The following is a 20,613-nucleotide window of genomic DNA, read 5'->3' on the forward strand; positions in this document are numbered from 1 at the left end:
CAGCGCAGCGCTTCAGGGACACATTCCGTTTGCACAAAGATAGTTGAAGGAGAGTGAAGCCTCACGCCGAAAAATGATGGTTTTCCATCAAGTGGCGGCGAGCGCGAGACAGCGTGTAGCGGAACAGGGGCTTAGGGGCGCAGCAGGTCGTATCCGCCGAACACGACGACTCCGCTCAAGGCGATGAGCGCAACCGAGTGCTGGCCAAAATAAAGGAGCGCGGCGGCGGACCACGTCGTCAGACAAAAGGCGGCAATGCGTTTCATGCTGGTACTACGACTCGAAAAAGAAAAACAAAGGCTTGGTACGGGTTTTCCCTGTATATCACAGTTGCGCCTGACACATCTTCCACGCCGCCCGAAAATGAAAAACGGGCGACATGGCCCTTGAAGCCGTGCCGCCCGCTATAGCAATCGCGCGCGCCTTGCAGCGCGCATCTCATAACGCCAAATCAGAAAATGGTGCGCAGACCGAGCGACACGCCCGTCTGGTTCGACGTACCCGGCAGTTCGACCGTCGCCGCGCCCGTGACCTTGTTGAAGTCGACGGTGCCATACACATCGGTGCGCTTGGACAGCGAGTACTCAGCAACGGCCACGCCCGTATAGCGGTTGCCGCTGCCGAGCGCGCCACCGCCGATCGCCGCGTTCTTCATGTGGTCGTAATAGAACGCGCCCGTCAGCAGCAGGGCGGGCGTCGCTTGCCACGTCACACCCGCGAACGGACCATCGTCCTTGCGGCCCGAACCCTTCAGGATATCGACGCCAAGCGTCAAGTCGCGCTGCGACAGCGTGCTGTCGACAAAGCCCGTGTCGTCCTTCGAATGGATATAGCCGACGTAGATCTTTGTCGTGCTGAACGCGTAGACGGCATTCGCGTTGTAAATGGTCTGCTTGTGATTCGAGTTGTCGCTGTTCTGCTGCACGCCGGCGCCGACGCTCAGCGAACCGAACGCGTACGAAGCCGTGAAGCCGTACATGTTGCCCGCGCCGAGGTGGCCCGGAATCTGGCCGGAGAAGCCGTCCGCGCCCGTCGACGTCGAGTTCGTGCCGAACGAGTACATCGCCTTGACGTTCAGGCCGCCGAACTTGCCGTCGTACTTCACGGCGTTATCCGCATAGAGGCCTGCGCCGAGCGCGACGGGCAGCCATGCGTTTTCGAAGTAGTTGCCGACGGTCAGAGGATCGTACGTGTCGCCGAGCAGATCGAACAACGGCGTCTTCTGACGGCCGAGCGTCAGCGTGCCGTAGTTGCTCGACAGGCCGACGTAGGCCGCGCGGTTGAACAGGCGCTTGCTATCCGATTGCGCGCCGCTTTGCAGGTCGATGCCGCTTTCCAGCTGGAAGATCGCCTTCAGTCCATTGCCGAGATCTTCCGAGCCTTTAATGCCGAAACGGCTGTTCGTGATCGCGCCGTTGGTCATGAACAGGCGCCCGTCGTTGTTTGCATTCGAATGCGTGAGATAGCGAATGCCGACGTCCGCGACGCCGTACAGCGTCACCGAGCTTTGCGCGAATGCGCTTTGGCAAGCGAGTGCAATGGCCGTTGCGCCCAGCGCGGTAACTGTCCGTTTGATTTGCTTGGTCATGGGAGTTGTTTTTTCATATGTTGAGAACCCCTGCACGAGTTTGTTGTTTTAGTGCGGCGCGGGTGGTGGAGTTGCGTTCGCGTCTTTATATGTGCCGCTATTTAAGCGCGATGCATACCGACCATTTGAATCTTATAGATCCGCGCGCACGTGATCCCATGCAGGCCCGCGGACTTTTATCACATCAATTTCGACGACGCCGCGAACATGACAAGAGTGTTGCATTCATGCCGAAAGTGCAGGGCGTTGCTTTGCAAACAACGAAAAAGGGCGGCCAGAAGGCCGCCCTCTTGACAACTCTTAGTGTCGCTTGCTTCGCTTATGCGCGATCGATCGAGTACTTGCCCGGACCCGTCACGAACAACAGCAGCAAGCCGCCAATGATGCTGATGTTCTTGTAGAAGTTGATCATGTTGATGTACTGCTCCATGCCCGTCTGCGTCCAGAAGTGGTGGCCAATGAACGCGGTGCCGAGCGTATAGAGCGCGAGCACCAGTGCAAGCACACGTGTCTTGAAGCCCACGGCGATGACGATGCCAACAGCCAGTTCCATCACGATCGCAATCACGGCGGCCAATGCCGGGATGGGCGCGCCTGTCGACGCCATGTATTGCTCGGTGCCCGAGAAGCCGGTGAGCTTGCTCCAGCCAAACAGCACGAAAAGCACTACCAATAGCACGCGTGCGACGAGCAGCAGTGCATCCTTGCGTTGTTCGATAAAGGTGTTCATGTTCAATCCTCTTTCAATGTAGTCGGGTCTTTGGCGTTCGCCGCTCAGGACCACAATTCCGAAACTTCGTTATTGCGCAGGTCGAATACGAGTACTTCCGCATCCTGGCCTTCGGTAAATTCGAGGCGACGCTCGTTGCGAATACGCGCACCGTCGCCTTCGTTCAACTCGACGCCGTTCAGCTTCACGCTGCCGCGCGCCACATGCACATACGCATAGCGATCGGCGGCGATATCGATGCCTGCCGTTTCAGTGCCGTCGAAAAGACCCGCATACACACGTGCGTCCTGGCGCAATTCGAGCGAGCCATCCGTGCCTTCAGGCGACAACACGAGACGCAACTTGCCGCGCTTGTCTTGCGCCGAAAAGTTTTGCTGCAGGTAACGCGGCGTCGCGCCCTTCACCGACGGTGCGATCCAGATCTGCAGGAAATGCACGGAGTCGCTTGCCGAGTGATTGAACTCGCTGTGCGCGACGCCCGTGCCCGCGCTCATCAGTTGCACGTCGCCGGGGACGATCACGGAGCCCGTGCCCATCGAATCCTTGTGCTCGAGCGCGCCTTCCAGCACGTACGAGAAGATTTCCATGTCGCGGTGCGGATGCTTGCCGAAGCCGCGGCCGGCAGCCACGCGGTCATCGTTGATCACGAGCAGGTCGGAGAAGCCGATCTGCTTCGGATCGTAGTAGTTCGCGAAAGAAAACGTATGACGCGAGCTAAGCCAGCCGTGTTCGGCGCGTCCGCGTTCGTTGGCGTGTCTGATGTCGATCATTTCTCTTCTCCGTTATTGAATGGCCTTTGCTTCTCGTGACATCGGCGGTGCCGTTGTCTGAAGCAGTGATTGAAGTGTAGGTCAATCAGGGCGGCTATAATCGACGTCAAAAGAGAATCACTGTCACAATGGAGTGGACAATTAACGCGTAACGCAAGGGCAAAGCCATGCAGTTGGACGATCTGAAGATCTTCGTCGCCACCGTCGACGCGCGCAATTTCACGGCGGCCGCGGTCCGCCTGCAACTGTCGAAGCAGTTCGTCAGCCGCCGCGTGATGGCGCTGGAAGCGAGCCTCGGCGTGCGGCTGCTGGTGCGCAACACGCGCAAGCTCGCGGTGACGGACCTCGGCTACGAGTTCTATCAGCGTGCGACGCGTATCCTCGGCGACGTGGAGGACGCCGAGCAGGCGATGTCGTCGGGGCGCTCGGACCCGCGCGGACTGCTGCGCGTCAGCGCGCCGATGTCGTTCGGGATGATTCATCTGTCGCCGCTGGTCGCCGCGTTTCTGCGCGCGAATGCGGACGTGCGTATCGACCTGGAGTTGAGCGACCGCGTCGTCGATGTGGTCGGCGAAGGTTTCGACATGGCGCTGCGTATCGGCACGCTCGCGGATTCGACGCTGATCGCGCAAAAGCTCGCTGAAATCCGCATGGTCGCGTGTTGCAGCCCCGCGTATCGCAAGGCGCGGCGTCCGCCGGCGACGCCCGACGATCTCGCGCGACATGCGTGCCTGCTATATGGGCAGGAGGCGCGCAGCGGCTGGGAATACATAGTGGATGGCGCGAGCCGGACCGTCGAGGTGCATGGCCCGCTGCGCGTGAACAACGGCGAAGTGATCCGCGATGCCGCGATTGCGGGGCTCGGCATTGCGCGTCTGCCGGAATTCATCGTGGCCGATGCGCTGGCGAGCGGCAAGCTGGTTGAAGTGCTCGGTGAGTACGTCTCGCCGCCGTTGACGCTGTACGCCGTGTACCCGCAACACCGGCAGGCTTCCGTGACGATACGTGCGTTCACGCAGTTCTTGCGCGACCGCTTTGCCAAAGCCGTTTTGCCAAAGCCCGTTTTGCCAAAGCCCGTTTTGCCAAAGCGTTAGACAGCAAATAGCGCAGCGTTCCAGTCAATCAATTGAAAGCTTCTGCGCATTGGATAACGGCTGGTTACCGTGCGAGCAGCAATAAAGCTTTTCGCAGATAATGCGCGAACCTTTGCCGGCGCGTGCAACGGGCGCCTGCGTGAATATGCACGTTCACGCCTGTTTGCCACGCGCATCAGCAAAGCGGATTCAATCAGATAGACCAAAGAGGGACAAACGTGGAACCTACCGAACCGGCCGGCCGTTCATGGCTCTGGCTCATCTTGCTGATCCCCTATATCGCGCTGCTGTGGCTGCCTTTCTATAACGATACGCGCCCGTCATTCGCCGGATTTCCTTTCTTTTACTGGTATCAGTTTCTGTGGGTTCCGCTCACGTCGCTGCTGATCTACGTCGTGTACCGGGGCATTAAATGAGCGATCTGAACCCTGTGAACCCGGTCGCGATGACCGTCTTCGTCGCATTCTTTCTTCTCGTCACCGTATTGGGTTTCGTTGCCGCGCGCTGGAAAGCGGGCGATCTCACGCAACTGCACGAGTGGGGTCTTGGTGGCCGGCAATTCGGCACGGTCATTTCGTGGTTTCTGGTAGGCGGCGATTTCTATACGGCCTATACGGTGATCGCGGTGCCCGCACTGGTCTATTCCGTCGGCGCGTATGGCTTCTTTGCGCTGCCTTATACGATCATCGTCTATCCGTTCGTGTTCGCGGTGATGCCGAAGCTGTGGAAGATCGCCCACGCGAAAAACCACATCACGGCAGCCGACTACGTGCAAGGCGAGTACGGCGGCAAGTGGTTCCCGGCGGCCGTCGCGCTGACGGGCATCGTCGCGACGATGCCGTATATCGCGCTGCAGCTGGTCGGCATGCAGGTTGTCATCAAGGGACTTGGCATCTCGGGCGAAGCACCGCTCGTGATCGCGTTCATCATCCTCGCGCTCTATACGTATACGAGCGGCCTGCGCGCGCCGGCGATGATCGCGTTCGTCAAGGACATCATGATCTATATCGTCGTGATCGCGGCGGTGTGGCTGATTCCGTCGAAGCTCGGCGGCTATGGCCATGTGTTTGATGCAGCGGACACCTACTTCAAGGCCAAAGGCGGCGCGACGGGCATCATTCTCAAGCCGACGCAGTTCACCGCGTATGCATCGCTCGCGCTCGGCTCGGCGCTCGCGGCCTTCATGTATCCGCACACGATGACGGCCGTGCTGTCGTCTTCGTCGATGCAGACCGTGCGCAAGAACGCGATCTTCCTGCCCGCGTACACGCTGCTGCTCGGCCTGATCGCGCTGCTCGGCTATATGGCGATTGCCGCGGGCATTCACGTGAAATCGCCGTCCGACATCGTGCCGACACTGTTCGGCACGCTGTTCCCGTCGTGGTTCGTCGGCTTTGCGGCGGCGGCCATTGCGATCAGCGCGCTGGTGCCCGCCGCCATCATGTCGATCGGCGCGGCGAACCTGTTCACGCGTAATCTGTGGCGTCCGCTGGTGTCGCCGAACATGGCGCCTGCTCAGGAAGCATCGACGGCGAAGATCGTGTCACTCGTCGTCAAGTTCGGTGCGCTGCTGTTTATCGTGTTCCTGCCCACGCAATACGCGATCGACCTGCAACTGCTCGGCGGCGTGTGGATTCTGCAGATCTTCCCGGCTATCGTGTTCTCGTTGTACACGCGCCGGCTGAACACGCCGGGCCTGTTCTTCGGCTGGCTGGTCGGAATCGTGCTCGGCACGGGACTCGCGATTTCGCAGGGCCTCAAGCCCGTGTTCGCGCTGCATGTCGGCGATTCGACCTGGCCGCTTTATATCGGCCTGATCGCGCTGGTCGTGAACGTGGTGGTGACGTTCGTCGTTTCGATGGTCACGCCGAAGCGCGCTCACGCCTGATCGCGCTGTAGCTGTATGGTTCGGCCGAATCCGCCCGCGCAAGCGGCGCGGATTCGGCCGATGTCATTTCCGGCGTCGCACTACGATGCCGATTCTTGCAAAACGCCTGGACGTTCGCGCTGTTTTGGTAGGATGCAGCCTTTTCTGCCGATGGTGCGTTAGCGTGAGACAGTCGATACTGTCGTTCCTCCGGGACATCTCCGTCTGGGCCTGGGCCCATGCAAAACCGCCGCTCATGCGCGCGGTGCAACGTTTGCGCCGTCCGACATGGCGCGGCGTGGCGTTGTCGGTCGCCTCCATTCCCGCGCTCGTTCTGCTCTATGTGCTGATCCTGGTGCCGTTCACGCCGGGCATCGGGGACATACGCAAGGCGAAGATCGAGCAGCCCGCGCAGATCTATTCGGCGGACGGCAAGCTGCTTGCCGAATTCAAACCGACTAACCGCGTGTGGATGAAGCTCTCCGACATCTCGCCGCATGTCGTCGATGCATTGATCTCCACGGAAGACCATCGCTTCTACGAGCATCACGGCATCGACTTTCGACGCACGGCGGGCGCGGCGTTGCATACGTTTTCGGGCGACCGCCAGGGCGGCTCGACGATCACGCAACAGCTCGCGCGCAATCTCTATCCGGATGACATCGGTCGCGCGCCGACGCTTACGCGCAAGATCAAGGAAGCGCTGACGGCCTTCAAGATCGAAGCCGTCTATACGAAAAGCGAGATTCTCGAAACGTACCTGAACACGGTGCCGTTTCTCTATAACGCGTACGGCATCGAAATGGCCGCGCGCACTTACTTCGACAAGTCCGCCGGCAATCTGACCGTGCTCGAAAGCGCGACGCTGATCGGCATGTTGAAGGGTAATAGCTATTACAACCCGGTGATCAATCCCGAGCGCGCGCTGGACCGGCGCAATATCGTGCTTGGGCAGATGGTGAAATACGGGCGCCTGTCGCAAGCACAATTCAATTCGCTCAAAGGAAAGCCGCTGCGCGTCGACTTCGAGCGCCAGACGGAGCCGCCCGGTCCCGCGCCGCATTTCGCGCAGCAATTGAAGAAGTGGCTGATCGCGTGGGCCGACGCGAACGACTACAACATCTATTCGGATGGACTCGTCGTGCGAACGACGATCGACGCGCGTTTGCAAACCATGGCGACCCAGGCGCTGACGTTTCAGGGCAACCAGTTGCAGTCGATCGCGAATGCGGCGTGGAATGCGCGTAGCGGATGCGTCGGTCATAAAGATGTGTTTGACGCGTTCATCCGCGAGACGCCTGAATACCACAGTGCAAAAGATTCGAGCATGAGCGACGAAGATGCGCTCAAGCATCTGTCGGCGGATCGCGGGTTCATGAAGGCGCTGTGCGATAGCAAGACGCGCGTGCAGGCCGCATTCGTCGCGATGGACCCGCGCACTGGCGAGATCAAGGCGTGGGTCGGTAGCCGGGACTTTACGCAGGACCCGTTCGATCACGTATCGCAGGCGCGCCGTCAGCCGGGTTCGACGTTCAAGCCGTTCGTCTACGGCGCGGCATTCGAGCAAGGCGCAAAACCCGACGATACCTTCCCCGATCAGGCCGTCGAAATCCCGCTGGCAGGCGGCGAAATCTGGCGCCCGAGCGACGAAGACGCGCCGAGCGGCCGTCCGATCACGCTGCGCGATGGCCTTGCGTATTCGCGCAACCGCATTACCGCGCAACTGATGGAATCGGTCGGTCCCGCGAAGGTCGCGCGGCTCGCGCGCGCGATGGGCGTGCGCGACAGTCAACTCGACGCGGTGCCTTCGCTGGCGCTCGGCACGAGCCCGGTGACGCTGAAAGAGATGGTGTCGTCGTACGGCACGATCGCGAACGAAGGCGCGTATGTCGCGCCGATGCTCGTCACGCGGATCGAAGACCGCAAGGGCGAAGTGCTCGCCGAGTTCCAGCCGTCGCGCGCCGACCGCGTGATGCCCATTGCGAGCGCGCAGACCTTGCTCGACGTGATGCGCTCGGTCGTCAACAAGGGGACGGGCTCGGCCATTCGCACGCGTTTCGGCATCCGCGCCGACGTCGCGGGCAAGACGGGCACGACGCAGGACAACGCGGACGGCTGGTTCATCCTGATGCATCCGCAACTCGTCGCGGGCGCATGGATCGGCTTCAACGACAGCCGCGTGACGCTGCGCAGCGACTACTGGGGGCAGGGCGCGCATAGCGCGTTGCCGATCGTCGGCGATTTCTTCCAGCGTTCGCTGCGCTCGCGTCTGGTCGATCCGCGCGCGAAGTTCGCGGAAGAGCCGCCGCCCGGCATGTTCGACACGTTGCGCATGAAGCTGCGCGCGTGGATGCAGTACCTGTTCTCGTCGTCGGCGAAAACGGAAGCACCTGCGCCTGCTCCGCGACCGAAGCCGCGTCCAGCACCCGCCGCGCCGGCCGCGCCCGTGGTGCAGAATGCGTCGCCCGTTGCCGAGGCTTCTGCGCCGACGGATATTGAGCCGCCGCAAATCATTTCGCCCGCCGCATCGCAACCGCCGATTCTGCCTTCGCCGGGTGAGGCGAGCGCAGCGGCTGCGGCGAGCGCGCCCGCCGCCGTCAACAGCGAAGCGCCCGCGTTTGCGTCGACGCCTGCTGCAAACACGCCCGCGTCACAGCCTTGAACTGAAGCTCACTTCTTCGCTTTGCGTTTGGGCGCGGGAGAAGGCACAGGAGAGGGCGCAGGCGCAGCGGAAGGCTCGATGATCGGATAGGTATGCGGCGTGTAATAGCGCCCAATCGGCTCGCGCCCGTTGAACTTCTCGAAGTACTCATGCCAGTAATTCGCCGCGGCCCAGATCGCTTCAGGACATGATGCTCGCGATTCGAGCCCCGGCGTCAGGTCGAAATTTGCGGCGGCGCACACGGTCTCGATCATGCAGGTAGACGGCAAACCATAGTTGTCGTGCAGCGGATTCGGCGTGCGTGCCGCCCCCCATGCATAGGCGAGCCAGCGCAACACATGCTCGAGCGCATCGAGCGTCGCGCGCGACTGCTCGAAGCTCGCCACCTTGTCGACCACCTTGTCCTGCGCAACGGGCAATGCGATCACGGCGATATTCGGAAAGCGCGACGTATCGTCGAAATCCGTCAACGGACGCGCGACCACGCCATTCACACGCGCCGCAAACGCGGGCCCTTCCGGCTGATGCAAAGGCACGTGTAGCGCTTCGGCGTTCTTGAGCGTCGCGCTTGCGAGTCGCACGAGAATCGACTCGGACCAGAACGACGGCAACATGTCGTGCCGAAGATGCGATTGCGCGACACGCACGCGAAACGCCAGCGTATCGCTGCCGCCCAGCAGCACGACATAGGTCCATTCATCTGGGCCGCCCGCTTTCATATCGAGTACCGCGCGCTCGCCCCATGCGGTATTGCTCTCGCCTTCTTTGCGCTCGAATGGGGTGAACTGTGGATTCGACTGTGTCGTCGTCGATCGTACGATCTTCAGCATGAGCTTGCCTCGTCTTTTTTGATTAACGCGCGCGCAGTTCGAAGCGCGTCGTGGATTCCGATTGTGAAAGCGCTTTATCGTTGGAAATGCCGTAGTACATGACCTGCATATCGACACCGCTGCCCACGCGCGTGAACGACAGGATCGCAACCTGATCGCCGTGTCGCCCGAATTCCTGCTTGAGTGTGAAGCGGTGATTCACGCCGAAGCGGTCCGGCACATCTTCGGGATCGGAATGACGCGGCCACGCATTGCCGCCGCCGAAAATCCCTTTGACCGAGTTGGCCGCTTCTTTCGCGGTGTCGAGCAACGGCGTGCGGATCAGCCGCGACGGCGAGGCGATCACTTCGTAGAGCGCCGTGCTCGTCTGCAGATCGTGACCCGATGCGACGCGTCCCCAATGCACGTCGCCCGTCATGTAGACGATGGGAATGCCGTTGTCCGCGAGCCGGCACAAGGTCGCTTGCAGCACGTCGAATTGCGCGTAGTTCGGCATTTCGGCGTCGAAGGTCTTTTTGCGCCAGTTGCTTTCGGGCGGATCGATGAAGAGCGCCTGGCCCGAAGCGAGCAGGCCGACAACCGGCTTTCCTGCCGCGTGCGTATCGACGAGATCTTTTTCCCAGGCCTGCATCGCCGCAACGGCTTTGGGGCCCATCAACGATTTGAACGTGTTGTCGCGGTCACAGCGCATATCGACGAACAGCATCTTCAACGGGTCGACGTTGAGCCGGATCGCGCCGCCCGCGCCGCCCGGCGCGCCGCCGATCTGATAGTCCTCGTAAAGTGCGCGCGCCGTCTCGCCGAGCAACTGGCGCGATCCGTCCGTCCACGTATCGGGCAACTGCTTTTGTGCAAATGGATAGTTGTTCCAGAACTCGTGATCGTCGGGAATGCACACGACGGGCGCGCGCTCCAGCACCGATTGCAACCCCGGCACGCGTAACGCGCCGGAGAGCCAGTTGAGGTAGTACTTGTTGGCGAGCAGCCGCGCACGGTCGGGGTTCTGATCGGGTACACGCTGCGTGAGCGGCAGGTCGAGGTACACCTGGTCGCCCGCTAGCACGGTCAGATGCGGTTGCACCTTGATCTGCGAGACGATCGTGCCGAGCAGTCCGTCGATATCTTCCGGCTGCGAATAGCACGACGACAACAGGATATTGAAGCTGCCGTCCATCAGCGTCGGCACTTCTTTCGGCAACGAAGTACTGGCGAACTCGAACTGTTCGCCACCAGCGTCAATAGCGATCTGACGCGGCCGCGATTCGTCCGGCACGTTGAAGCGCAGCACGCATTGATGATTGATGGCCTGGCCGTTGTCGTCGACGCTGAAATCGCGAATCGGAAAGAACGCGAGCGGCTCCAGCGGCACGGCCGGGTGCCGGTCGATGGAAACCTGCGGCACAGGCGGCGCGGCCACGCCGAACATGCCGATCCATAGTTGCAACAGGCCCGGCTGGCTGGCCTGCACATAAGCCGTCAGTAGCATCGGTGTACCTTTGTCTTTTTCGTCTTATGAAAGCTATTTGTCTGGTTCGAATAAGACGAGGCTAGTCGATGCAAACTGAATTGCAACCGGAAAACGCTTTAATGCATTGCATATTCAAAGATGCGCGCCGCGATGGTCTTTACGCAAAGCGCTCTTGCTGAAGGATGCGAATCATCGAATGCGCGTTGCGTTGCGCGGCGTCTTCAAAGCAGTTGTTGAACACGACATGCGTGCGCCCCGCGCGTTTCGCGATCTCCCGCACGGGCACCGCGATCTCTTCCAGTTCGCGCTCGGTGTAGTCGTAATTGAAGCGGCCGGCTGCCGTCGTGCTGCCGCTCCAGGTCTCCGCATTGCGGCCGTGCAGGCGCACGATCACCAGTTCCGGCGACGTCGCTTCCCACACGGTATGCGCGCGGTTCGGCACGCCCTCGGGCGCATCCATCACCACGTGTACGAGGCCGTGTTCGCGCTCGAATGCGAGCGTCGATTCGCGGTTCCGGTCGTCGAGCCAGCTGGCATTGCGGAATTCGAATGCCGTCAGATAGGGCGTCATCCGGTCAGCGCAGTGCCGCACGTGTGATTTGTCGCGCGGCGCGGTGGAGAGCCACGGCGCGAACTGGAACAGCACGGCGCCGAGCTTGCCCGCTGTGCGAAGAGGTTCGAGCGCCTCGAAGAAACGCCGCCACATCTCTTCGATGAGGTCAGGCGGCACGTCGCGGTAGTAAAGGTTCTTTTTATCGCTTTGCGGCAGCAGCGGCTGAATGTCCGGGGGGAAGAACTTGCGCTCCGTCTGATGCCCGGTGAAAAGCCGGAATGCCTTGACGTTGAACGTGAAGTGCCCAGGCGTGCGTTCGGCCCACAGCGCGCTGGTCGCCGCGCTGGGCATTGCGTAGTACGACGCATCGACTTCGACCATTGGAAACTGGCTCGAATAGAAACGCAGGCGTGCCTCGGCGCTCGTGCAGCCCTTCGGATAGAAGCGGCCGGATTTGATGAGCGTAGCGTCCGTCCACGACGCCGTCCCGACTTCGATCGACATGGCTCGTCTTCCGTGCAGGTCAGTGCGGCCATCGTACTGCATGTGCGCGCGGATCATAAGCACGCTGAGTACTCCGCGCGGACCGATATGTGCGCCGCGCCGCATTGGTGCAAACCCCGGCTTCAGAACAATTTACGCACGACCGTTATAGAAATTGGAAGCCATTCGAAGACGCAGTCATTCCCTGCACTGAAGCTATCACGCGGCGGTTGGCGCCGCAGAGTACATCCGGATAGTGGCTGTGCGACGGAGCGGTGCTCTTCGAATGGATCCGTCTGCATGGGGCGATACATGCCTGCTTCGTCTAACCAGACATAAGTGCTACGATGCCTGGGTGACGACGATGGAGGTGGAAATGGCGACCTATGCTATCGATGCCGTACGCATTAACCCTATGACTGACCGCGTCACCCACGTCCGTTGGGCTCTCGTCAATCCCAAAACGAATGAGTGGCTCTCGCCGCACGAAATCGTCGAAGTCGCCGACGTCGTGACGGCCATTCATGCGGGCAATGCCGTGTGGTCCTTCTTCACGCTGGGCGGCCTGAATCTGCTGGGCCCCAAGATCAAAACGGTCGCGCACGCCGATGGCCACGACGGGATCGATACCGAAGTGCCGGACGGCCACGTCGAGAAATTCATCGACGATCTGCCGCGCGTCTGATTTTTTCAGGCGCGCCATGTTCTAAGGGCGAAGGCCCGATTTCCGGTTTGACCGCGCGGGCCGCGTTCGACGCGGCTGCCGCGCGTTCGGCCTGCATTGCGGCTTCGCACAAAATCCTGTGCCCGGGCATTTTGCAGCGCTGATCTATGCGATGCTTTTGCGCGTGTATTGCGCATCCACAATGCGTGAGTCACCGTGTTTCGAACCCGGAATCCATTGCCAAAAAAACAGCTGAATCGACGGGGCCGCGCGCTTCGGAGGAGACACAGCCATGACGCATATGTTCGAAGCGGGACTCGCCCGCCGCGAGGCCAATCATGTTCCGCTGACGCCAATCGATTTCATCGCGCGGGCCGCCGAAGTCTATGGCGACCGGCTGGCCGTCGTGCATGGCGACGTGCGCCGCACATGGCGCGAGACGTATGAGCGCGCGCGGCGTCTTGCGAGCGCGCTGCAACGCGCGGGCGTCGCGCGCGGCGAGACCGTGGCGGCGCTGCTGCCCAACATTCCGCCGATGATCGAAGCGCATTTCGGCGTGCCGATGGCGGGCGCCGTGCTCAACACGCTGAATACGCGGCTCGATGCCGCGTCGATTCTTTACATGCTTCGGCATGGCGAGGCGAAAGCGCTGATCGTCGATACCGAATATGGAGAGCTTGCGCTGCTCGCCGCGCGCGAGTTTCCGCAATTGCGCATTATCAGTGTCAGCGATGCGCAGCCCGCCGATACTCGCCATTTTCCGAACGCGACCGACTATGAAGCTTTCCTGCACGAGGGCGATCCGCAGTTCGCGTGGACGCCGCCCGCCGACGAATGGGACGCCATCGCGCTCAACTACACGTCGGGCACGACGGGCGAGCCGAAGGGCGTGGTCTATCACCATCGCGGCGCCTATCTGAACGCGCTCAGCAATATCCTCGAATGGGACATGCCGAAGCATGCGGTGTATCTGTGGACATTGCCGCTCTTTCACTGCAACGGCTGGTGTTTTCCATGGACGGTCGCGGCGCGCGCGGGCGTCAACGTATGCCTGCGCAAATTCGATCCGAAGCTCGTATTCGAACTGATTCGCCGCGAGCGCATCACACATTATTGCGGCGCGCCCATCGTGCAAAGCGCGCTGGCGAATGCGCCTGCCGAATGGCGCGACGGCATTGCGCACCGCGTGTCGACGATGGTGGCGGGCGCGGCGCCGTCGCCTGCCGTGATTGCCCACATGAAGGCGATCGGTTTCGATCTGACGCACGTGTACGGCTTGACGGAAGTGTATGGGCCCGCCTCCGTCTGCGCGAAGCAGGATGCATGGGACGCGCTCGACGACGACGAACGCGCGCGGCTCAACGCGCGTCAGGGCGTGCGCTACCACTTGCAGGCGGCCGTCGACGTGCTTGACCCCGATACGCTCGAACCCGTGCCGCGCGACGGCGAGACGATCGGCGAGCTGATGTTTCGCGGCAATATCTGCATGAAGGGCTATCTGAAGAACGAGCGCGCAACCGAAGCCGCATTCCGTGGCGGCTGGTTCCACACGGGCGATCTCGGCGTGATTACCGAAGACGGCTATGTGCGCATCAAGGACCGCAGCAAGGACATCATCATTTCCGGCGGCGAGAACATTTCGAGCATCGAGATCGAGGATGCGCTGTATCGTCATCCGGCCGTCTCGGTGGCCGCCGTAGTCGCGATGCCGGATGCGAAATGGGGCGAGGTGCCTTGCGCATTCGTCGAACTGAAGGACGGCGCGGACGCGAGCGCCGAGGAAATCATTGCGCATTGCCGTCAATTGCTCGCCGGATTCAAATTGCCTAAAGCGGTCTTCTTTGGCGAATTGCCAAAAACCTCGACGGGCAAGATTCAGAAATTCGAATTGCGCTCGCGCGTGAAGTCGTCGAGCGCGATCGATCAGGAACCGGGGAAAAAGTAGCATGCTTATGGTCCGATCATCGCAAACGTAGAGCCCATGCCGCTTTCCGCAGCTATCAAAGCACCGCGTCTGACGCGCACGCACGGGAATGAATGCTAGAATCCCGAGAAATCAGGGAAGCGACCTTGGTTCTTCAAGGTTCATGGCGAATTCCAGTACGCACCATGCGGGTTTTTCGCCGCCATTCAATCTGTCGAAACGCGCTGACAACTTCATTCGGCAGAAGTTGGTGGATCCGTATTAAGGCTTCGCGGCAAGTGCGAAGCCAATAATCTATTTAACGCGTGCTTATTGGCCGCGTAATTCGATACGTTATCGGCACGTTATGAAAGAGCGAGAGGAACATCGGACGCTCGACCTCGACGGTCAAGCTCGTGAGCGGCTGGTCTTGTGGATCCGTCGCCGCATGGATGAATTTGGCATTACGCTTGAAGCGCTCGAAGAGGCGCTGATCGCCGATGCCGCCGTGCCGAAATACCGCGACGCGTTCGGGCACGAATGGGACGGCAAGGGCGATCGCCCCGACTGGCTCACGCGCGCCATCAACGCTGGTCAGGACATCGAGCATTTCCGCGTCTAAGCGCCGCATTCGCGGGCGCTTTTATTGTTTTTTGTCTTCTCGTTTCCGCTTTCCTGCGCAGCGCCGCTCGACTGTTTCCATGGAGGCACCGCCATGTCCGACACGATTCCGCAACCGGCTGGATATAGCAGCGAAGAATGGACGGCGCGCTGTGAGCTTGCCGCGCTGTATCGGCTGGTCGCGCATTTCCGCATGACCGATCTGATCGACACGCATATCACCGCGCGCGTGCCCGGTCCCGAGCATCACTTTCTGATCAACCGCTATGGCGTGCTCTTTCACGAGATGCGCGCGTCGGATCTCGTGAAAATCGATCGCGAGGGGCGCGTCGTCGAACCGGCGGACAAGGTTGCCGCCGATCCGAAGCGGTATCGCGTGAATGCGGCGGGCTTCACGATCCATTCGGCTGTGCATACCGCGCGACCAGATATGCGCTTTGTGATTCACACGCATACGTCGGCGGGTTCGGCTGTATCCGCGCAAAAGCAGGGCTTGCTGCCGATCAGCCAGCACGCGCTGAAGTTCTACGGCGTGCTCGCGTATCACGACTACGAAGGCATTGCGCTCGATCTCGGCGAGCGGGAGCGCCTCGTCGCCGATCTCGGATCGTGCAACGCGATGATCCTGCGCAATCACGGCCTGCTGGCGGGCGGCAAGTCGGCGGCGACGGCGTTTCAGGAGATCTACTTTCTCGAACGCGCCTGTCAGATCCAGATCGACGCACTCGCGGGCAATGCGGAATTGACGCTGCCTCCCGAGCATGTGCGCAAGCTCACGGCCAGCCAGTTCGCGCGCGACGACGAAGAAGGCATCGCGGAACTGGCGTGGGAATCGGCGCTGCGGTTAATTGATAATTCGGTTTCGGATTACCGCAGTTGACGCACGGCGCAGCGCCACGAAACGCAGACGAAAAAAAGCCCGCATCAAAGCGGGCATCCAAAACTGCTCGGAGTTTCGTTGCGCGATTTGACTCGCGCAACAGATCCTAACGTTCATTTGTGAACAGGCGATGAACCCTTGCATCGAATGCATGCGAGGTTCGCACGCCGTGCGTCGCATCACAGGTCGAAGAACACCGTTTCCTTCGGGCCTTGCATGTGGATGTCGAAACGATAGACGGCATTACCGCCATTCGATTCGCGCTTGGCGACCAGCGTTGCGCGGCGCTCGGCGGGCACGCTCGCAAGCACGGGGTCTTTCTCGTTCGCAGCGGTTTCGTCGTCGAAGTAGACGCGCGTGAACGTGTGCAGCAGCATGCCGCGCATCGTCACGATCACGTTCAGGTGCGGCGCTTCGTCGGGCGACGCGCGGCCCGGTTTCACGGTTTCGATGATGAAGCGCTTCTGCGGGTCCGTGCCCGTGCCGAAGCGTGCAAAGCCTCGAAAGCCCGTCTTCGCCACTTCTTCGCGCGACTGCGGATAGCGGCCTTCGCTGTCCACCTGCTGCACTTCGATCATCGCATCGCCAATCACCGCGCCGTCGGCGTCGAACACCTGGCCGACCAGCGTGATGTGCTCGCCCGCTGCCTCGCGGTCGGCGAGAACGTTCGTGAACAGGCTCTTCAGATCGAAATTGTATTGCTCGGGGCACAGACCGTAGGCGAAGTACGGTCCGACCGTCTGCGAAGGGGTTTGCTTAAGCGTCGTCATGATTAGCGCTCCATCGGAGTTTCGTTCGGGCCGCGCAGCACGATGTCGAATTCATAGCCGAGCGCGTAGTTTTCCTGGGTCACGTCGAGCGTGAAGCGCGAGATCAGACGGTCGCGCGCGCCTTCCGGCGTGCCTTGGAAGATCGGGTCGTACTGCAGCAGCGGGTCGCCCGGGAAGTACATCTGCGTGACCAGACGCGAGCCGAAGTAGTCGCCGAACAGCGAGAAGTGAATGTGGTTCGGACGCCACGCGTTCGGGTGATTGCCCCACGGATACGCGCCGGGCTTGATCGTCATGAAGCGGTAGCGGCCTTCGTTGTCGGTCAGGCAGCGGCCCGCGCCGAGGAAGTTCGGGTCGAGCGGCGCGTCGTGCTGGTCGTTCTTGTGTACATAACGGCCGGCAGCATTCGCCTGCCACACTTCGACCAGCGTGTTGCGCACCGGGCGGCCGCCTTCGTCGAGCACGCGGCCCGTCACGATGATGCGTTCGCCGAGCGGTTCGCCGTTTTTCGCGGCGTTGCGCGTCAGGTCGTTGTCGAGCGCACCGAGGTCTTCCGCGCCGTAGACGGGCACGCGCTGGTCGCGCAGGCGCTCTTTCAGCGGAATCAGCGGGCGGGTCGGGCCGCGCTTGACGGACGATCCATACGGCGAATGGACATAGGCGGGATGCGAGGGGAAGTCGCGCGGACTCAGAATGGAATCGTCCATCAGGTGTCTCCTTGGGGGATTCGATTTTGGCTAGTGGATGACGTGACTTTATAGAAGCCGAGAAGTTATGCAAAATGACGTTTTTTCCCATCTCGTATAACGATCCGTTATGCAACGCAGCCTCGCGGACAGCCGCGTCAAATTCCGGCATCTGCAGTGCTTTCTTGCCGTCGCGCAGTTCGGCGGCGTGCAGAAGGCGGCAGAAAGCCTGTCGATCACGCAGCCGGCCGTCTCGAAGACGGTGGCTGAACTGGAAGAGATTCTCGGCGTGCGCCTGTTCGAGCGCGGCCGGCACGGCGCCGTGCCGACGCGCGAAGGCCAGCTCTTCATGCCGCATGCCAGCGCCTGCGTGAGCGCGCTGCGGCAGGGCGTCGATCTGCTCGCGCGCGTGGAAGGCGAGGCCGCCGCGACGCTCGATATCGGCGTGCTGCCGACCGTCGCGACGTCGCTCGTGCCGCCCGTGATGCGCCTGTTCGGCGAGCAGTGGCCCAACGCGATCGTGCGGCTCAAGACGGGTTCGAACACCGAACTGCTGGAGCGTCTGAAGGCGGGCGCGATCGAGTTCGCCGTCGGCAGGCTGGCCGATCCCGAGCGCATGGTGGGGCTGACGTTCGAGCAGCTGTATAGCGAGCCGCTCGTCGCCGTGGTGCGAGCGGGGCATGCGCTGGCGTCGGGCCCGCTGTCGTCCGCCACGCGCCTGCTGGAGTTTTCCGTCGTTGTACCGCCGTATGGGACACTGATCCGGCAGTCGGCGGAAAGTCTGCTGCGCGCGTGGGCCGTGCCGCCGCTGTCGTCGTTCATCGAGGTGCTGTCGGTGTCGGTGGGGCGCGCACTCGCGCTCGAGAACGACGCCGTGTGGTTTGTGCCGCGCAGCGCAATCGAGTACGAACTGGCGCACGGCTTGCTGGTGCCATTGCCGTTGCCCGTCGCGGGCACGGAGGAACCGGTTGGTCTGATCCTGCGCTCGGACACACAGCCGACGCTCGTCGGCCGCGCGCTGATCGACGCCGTGCGCAAGGTCGCGCGCGAGCGGCTCGCGCGCCATGTGCAGGCGCGCGCGGAAGAGGGGCGGGGTAAGACATCGGCGAGGAGCCGCGCGAAGCGTGACGCGGGGATTGACGCCAAAGCTGACGCGGGTGTTGACGCGGGTGTTGACGTAAAGCGTGACGCGAGCCATGGTGCAACAAAGCGCGCCGCGAAGCCACAAGGGGACAAAGCCTCGGGAACGTCACGCAGGAAGGTGCACCTTTGAACCGATTAGTACAAAATCGAGGTTGCACGAGGGGCGCTGCGCGGTGTAAAACACGGTGCGCGGCGCCCCGATCCGCGCGCTTGCCGAGTTGAAACAGCACGATTCATGGAGATGCACATGCCCAGCGACCTGCCGACCCCTGCCGACGCGCTCAAGGCCGTTGCGGACCCGGAGCACAATCCGCTCGGCACGGCCGGCATCGAGTTCGTCGAGTTTGCCGCGCGCCATCCGCAGACACTCGCCGACACCTTCGTGAAGCTCGGCTTCAAACCGATTGCGCGTCACATCAGCAAGGACGTGACGCTGTTCCGTCAGGCCGACATGAATTTTCTGCTGAACGCGGAGCCGGATTCGTTCGCCGAGCGCTATGCGGAAGAATATGGCGTGGGGATATGCGCGATCGGCATTCGCGTCGCCGATGCACAGCGTGCTTATGACCGCGCGACGGAACTCGGCGCGTGGTCGTTCGAAGGTGAGCGGATCGGTAAAGGTGAACTCACGATTCCCGCCATTCAGGGCATCGGCGATTCACATATCTATTTCGTCGACCGCTGGCGCGGACGCGGCGGCCAGAAGGGCGGCCTCGGCGACATCTCCATCTTCGACATCGACTTTCGCCCCATCGAACCGAGCACCGCGCAGGCCGATCTGAGCCACGCAGGCACGGGCCTCATCGCCGTCGATCATCTGACGCAAACGGTCGGCGCGGGCCGCATGCAGGAATGGATCGACTTCTATCGCGAGCTGCTCAACTTTCGTGAGATTCACGAGCTGCATGCGAACTGGCATGTATCGGCGGAATCGCGCGTGATGGTGTCGCCGTGCGGCGCGATCCGCATTCCGCTGTACGAGGAAGGCACGCGGCGCACGAGCCTGATGCATGAATATCTGCCCGATCATCCGGGCGAAGGCGTGCAGCACATCGCGCTTGCCACCGAGGATATCTTTGCCTGCGTCGATCAGCTGCTCGCTAACGGCATCGAGCTGGTCGAGCCGCCGCCCGCGTACTACGAGCAGATCGATACGCGTTTGCCGGGGCATGGGGTCGATATCGAGCGCCTGAGGCGCGGCCGGATTCTGGTCGATGGGGAGATTGGCGCGGATGGTGTGCCGTTGCTGTTCTTTCAGACGTTCGTGCGGCGGCGTGAAGGCGATATCTTCTTCGAAATCGTGCAGCGCAAAGGGCATCATGGTTTTGGTGAGGGCAATCTCGGCGCGCTTGCGCAGGCGCGGTCGGTGGGGTGAATTGGCGGTTTTGGTTTTTAGTTTTTGCTGCGCAGGCGGTGTGGTTTGCTTGTCGATGAGCTGGCATCCGCGATTTGTTAGCGTGATTCACGCGTTGCCGTTCGGTGTTTTGGCTTTTGCGCTGGCATCCGCGTTTTGTTTTGCCTGCTTCAAGCGTCGCCCCTGTGCGGGGCGGCACCTACTTTTCTTTGCCGCCGCAAAGAAAAGTAGGCAAAAGAAAGCGGCTCACACCGCCAACATCTCTCATTGCCTGAGGGCCCCCAAAGGGTCTTACGCTTCACACGGCAGCCGTTCTGTTCGCGTTCGTTGCCAACGCTTCGAATGACCGCCTCACCCACTTCAAACACCCGAACAAGAGCAGGCGGCAGCGAATGGTATGTGCCGCCCAGGTGGCAAACTGTGTGTAGGTTGTCGCGACGTACACGTTAGCGCTCTTACAGGGTGGAACGCGTGCGTAGCGGTCCGAAGTGAGGCGTGTGGAGCACAAGGGGCCGACACACAGTTTGCCACCTGGGCGGCGGTGGAC

The 20,613-nt window shown here is 61.5% G+C and carries 19 protein-coding genes; 10 read left to right on the forward strand and 9 right to left on the reverse strand.

The genetic code is table 11. The annotated features are described in order from the left end of the window. Positions 1-131: 131 nt before the first annotated feature. From BLT65_RS48505 to BLT65_RS33545, 4 genes are all read right to left on the reverse strand, one after another. Entirely contained in the window at positions 132-266 is a 135-nt protein-coding gene (locus BLT65_RS48505) for a hypothetical protein (RefSeq protein WP_007731897.1), read from the reverse strand. Positions 267-451: 185 nt separating this feature from the next. After that, positions 452-1,588: a porin gene (locus tag BLT65_RS33535; protein WP_091786318.1), complete on the reverse strand. Its 1,137-nt coding sequence runs from the start codon at positions 1,586-1,588 to the stop codon at positions 452-454. A 319-nt stretch (positions 1,589-1,907) separates the two neighbouring features. Next, a complete protein-coding gene (locus tag BLT65_RS33540; RefSeq protein WP_042310015.1) occupies positions 1,908-2,318 on the reverse strand; it encodes a DoxX family protein in 411 nt (136 codons plus the stop codon). A gap of 44 nt (positions 2,319-2,362) precedes the next feature. Next, positions 2,363-3,088, reverse strand: a complete 726-nt coding sequence (locus BLT65_RS33545; protein ID WP_042309944.1) for a pirin family protein — start codon at positions 3,086-3,088, stop codon at positions 2,363-2,365. Positions 3,089-3,255: 167 nt separating this feature from the next. On the opposite strand from BLT65_RS33545, the gene BLT65_RS33550 reads away from it, so the two are divergent. From BLT65_RS33550 to BLT65_RS33565, 4 genes are all read left to right on the forward strand, one after another. Then, complete coding sequence (locus tag BLT65_RS33550; RefSeq protein ID WP_091786321.1) at positions 3,256-4,182, forward strand: LysR family transcriptional regulator; 927 nt, start codon at positions 3,256-3,258, stop codon at positions 4,180-4,182. 218 nt (positions 4,183-4,400) lie between these two features. Continuing rightward, entirely contained in the window at positions 4,401-4,598 is a 198-nt protein-coding gene (locus BLT65_RS33555) for a DUF3311 domain-containing protein (RefSeq protein WP_007731907.1), read from the forward strand. Next, positions 4,595-6,070 carry a monocarboxylate uptake permease MctP gene (gene mctP / locus BLT65_RS33560; protein WP_042309939.1) on the forward strand — a complete coding sequence of 492 codons (1,476 nt, stop codon included), beginning with the start codon at positions 4,595-4,597 and terminating at the stop codon, positions 6,068-6,070. The genes BLT65_RS33555 and mctP overlap by 4 nt, the downstream gene beginning before the upstream one ends. Positions 6,071-6,305: 235 nt before the next feature. Further along, positions 6,306-8,711, forward strand: a complete 2,406-nt coding sequence (locus BLT65_RS33565; protein ID WP_244186837.1) for a penicillin-binding protein 1A — start codon at positions 6,306-6,308, stop codon at positions 8,709-8,711. Positions 8,712-8,719: 8 nt separating this feature from the next. Here BLT65_RS33565 and BLT65_RS33570 read toward each other — a convergent pair whose 3' ends face one another. The 3 genes from BLT65_RS33570 to BLT65_RS33580 all read right to left on the reverse strand — a co-directional run bounded on the left by BLT65_RS33570 (position 8,720) and on the right by BLT65_RS33580 (position 12,066). Then, the gene (locus tag BLT65_RS33570) at positions 8,720-9,541 is read right to left on the reverse strand and encodes a hypothetical protein (RefSeq protein ID WP_091786327.1); all 822 of its coding nucleotides are present in this window, start codon (positions 9,539-9,541) and stop codon (positions 8,720-8,722) included. A gap of 22 nt (positions 9,542-9,563) precedes the next feature. Continuing rightward, positions 9,564-11,027, reverse strand: coding sequence for a metallophosphoesterase family protein (locus BLT65_RS33575; RefSeq protein WP_091786332.1), 1,464 nt, complete (start codon positions 11,025-11,027; stop codon positions 9,564-9,566). A gap of 139 nt (positions 11,028-11,166) precedes the next feature. Next, positions 11,167-12,066 (reverse strand): DUF72 domain-containing protein, encoded by a 900-nt coding sequence (locus BLT65_RS33580; RefSeq protein WP_091786392.1) that lies wholly within the window; start codon positions 12,064-12,066, stop codon positions 11,167-11,169. A gap of 355 nt (positions 12,067-12,421) precedes the next feature. Between BLT65_RS33580 and BLT65_RS33585 the strand changes: the two genes are divergently transcribed. From BLT65_RS33585 to BLT65_RS33600, 4 genes are all read left to right on the forward strand, one after another. Next, entirely contained in the window at positions 12,422-12,730 is a 309-nt protein-coding gene (locus tag BLT65_RS33585; protein WP_042310011.1) for a hypothetical protein, read from the forward strand. A 271-nt stretch (positions 12,731-13,001) separates the two neighbouring features. Beyond that, positions 13,002-14,654 carry an acyl-CoA synthetase gene (locus BLT65_RS33590; RefSeq protein ID WP_091786335.1) on the forward strand — a complete coding sequence of 551 codons (1,653 nt, stop codon included), beginning with the start codon at positions 13,002-13,004 and terminating at the stop codon, positions 14,652-14,654. Positions 14,655-14,979: 325 nt separating this feature from the next. Continuing rightward, a complete protein-coding gene (locus BLT65_RS33595; RefSeq protein WP_007731923.1) occupies positions 14,980-15,234 on the forward strand; it encodes an H-NS family nucleoid-associated regulatory protein in 255 nt (84 codons plus the stop codon). Positions 15,235-15,327: 93 nt separating this feature from the next. Further along, on the forward strand, positions 15,328-16,113 hold the full coding sequence (locus BLT65_RS33600; protein WP_091786338.1) for a class II aldolase/adducin family protein: 786 nt from the start codon (positions 15,328-15,330) through the stop codon (positions 16,111-16,113). Positions 16,114-16,292: 179 nt separating this feature from the next. Here the strand turns inward: BLT65_RS33600 and pcaG are convergent, their stop codons facing one another. Next, on the reverse strand, positions 16,293-16,883 hold the full coding sequence (gene pcaG / locus BLT65_RS33605) for a protocatechuate 3,4-dioxygenase subunit alpha (protein ID WP_091786341.1): 591 nt from the start codon (positions 16,881-16,883) through the stop codon (positions 16,293-16,295). 2 nt (positions 16,884-16,885) lie between these two features. Further along, positions 16,886-17,590, reverse strand: coding sequence for a protocatechuate 3,4-dioxygenase subunit beta (pcaH, locus tag BLT65_RS33610; protein ID WP_009771205.1), 705 nt, complete (start codon positions 17,588-17,590; stop codon positions 16,886-16,888). Between the two features lie 109 nt (positions 17,591-17,699). Between pcaH and pcaQ the strand changes: the two genes are divergently transcribed. Both pcaQ and BLT65_RS33620 read left to right on the forward strand, forming a co-directional pair. Next, the gene (gene pcaQ, locus BLT65_RS33615) at positions 17,700-18,842 is read left to right on the forward strand and encodes a pca operon transcription factor PcaQ (protein WP_091786344.1); all 1,143 of its coding nucleotides are present in this window, start codon (positions 17,700-17,702) and stop codon (positions 18,840-18,842) included. A gap of 117 nt (positions 18,843-18,959) precedes the next feature. Beyond that, positions 18,960-20,087, forward strand: a complete 1,128-nt coding sequence (locus tag BLT65_RS33620; protein WP_091786395.1) for a 4-hydroxyphenylpyruvate dioxygenase family protein — start codon at positions 18,960-18,962, stop codon at positions 20,085-20,087. Positions 20,088-20,613 lie beyond the last annotated feature (526 nt).

The sequence above is a fragment of the Paraburkholderia steynii genome (assembly GCF_900100565.1).
Taxonomy (GTDB): Bacteria; Pseudomonadota; Gammaproteobacteria; order Burkholderiales; family Burkholderiaceae; genus Paraburkholderia; species Paraburkholderia terrae.

Excerpts from the sequence above, each read along its gene's own strand:
- BLT65_RS48505 (WP_007731897.1), bottom strand. The coding sequence starts at position 266 with ATGAAACGCATTGCCGCCTTTTGTCTGACGACGTGGTCCGCCGCCGCG.
- BLT65_RS33535 (WP_091786318.1), bottom strand. The coding sequence starts at position 1,588 with ATGACCAAGCAAATCAAACGGACAGTTACCGCGCTGGGCGCAACGGCC.
- BLT65_RS33540 (WP_042310015.1), bottom strand. The coding sequence starts at position 2,318 with ATGAACACCTTTATCGAACAACGCAAGGATGCACTGCTGCTCGTCGCA.
- BLT65_RS33545 (WP_042309944.1), bottom strand. The coding sequence starts at position 3,088 with ATGATCGACATCAGACACGCCAACGAACGCGGACGCGCCGAACACGGC.
- BLT65_RS33550 (WP_091786321.1), top strand. The coding sequence starts at position 3,256 with ATGCAGTTGGACGATCTGAAGATCTTCGTCGCCACCGTCGACGCGCGC.
- mctP (WP_042309939.1), top strand. The coding sequence starts at position 4,595 with ATGAGCGATCTGAACCCTGTGAACCCGGTCGCGATGACCGTCTTCGTC.
- BLT65_RS33565 (WP_244186837.1), top strand. The coding sequence starts at position 6,306 with ATGCGCGCGGTGCAACGTTTGCGCCGTCCGACATGGCGCGGCGTGGCG.
- BLT65_RS33570 (WP_091786327.1), bottom strand. The coding sequence starts at position 9,541 with ATGCTGAAGATCGTACGATCGACGACGACACAGTCGAATCCACAGTTC.
- BLT65_RS33575 (WP_091786332.1), bottom strand. The coding sequence starts at position 11,027 with ATGCTACTGACGGCTTATGTGCAGGCCAGCCAGCCGGGCCTGTTGCAA.
- BLT65_RS33580 (WP_091786392.1), bottom strand. The coding sequence starts at position 12,066 with ATGTCGATCGAAGTCGGGACGGCGTCGTGGACGGACGCTACGCTCATC.
- BLT65_RS33585 (WP_042310011.1), top strand. The coding sequence starts at position 12,422 with ATGGCGACCTATGCTATCGATGCCGTACGCATTAACCCTATGACTGAC.
- BLT65_RS33590 (WP_091786335.1), top strand. The coding sequence starts at position 13,002 with ATGACGCATATGTTCGAAGCGGGACTCGCCCGCCGCGAGGCCAATCAT.
- BLT65_RS33595 (WP_007731923.1), top strand. The coding sequence starts at position 14,980 with ATGAAAGAGCGAGAGGAACATCGGACGCTCGACCTCGACGGTCAAGCT.
- BLT65_RS33600 (WP_091786338.1), top strand. The coding sequence starts at position 15,328 with ATGTCCGACACGATTCCGCAACCGGCTGGATATAGCAGCGAAGAATGG.
- pcaG (WP_091786341.1), bottom strand. The coding sequence starts at position 16,883 with ATGACGACGCTTAAGCAAACCCCTTCGCAGACGGTCGGACCGTACTTC.
- pcaH (WP_009771205.1), bottom strand. The coding sequence starts at position 17,590 with ATGGACGATTCCATTCTGAGTCCGCGCGACTTCCCCTCGCATCCCGCC.
- pcaQ (WP_091786344.1), top strand. The coding sequence starts at position 17,700 with ATGCAACGCAGCCTCGCGGACAGCCGCGTCAAATTCCGGCATCTGCAG.
- BLT65_RS33620 (WP_091786395.1), top strand. The coding sequence starts at position 18,960 with ATGCCCAGCGACCTGCCGACCCCTGCCGACGCGCTCAAGGCCGTTGCG.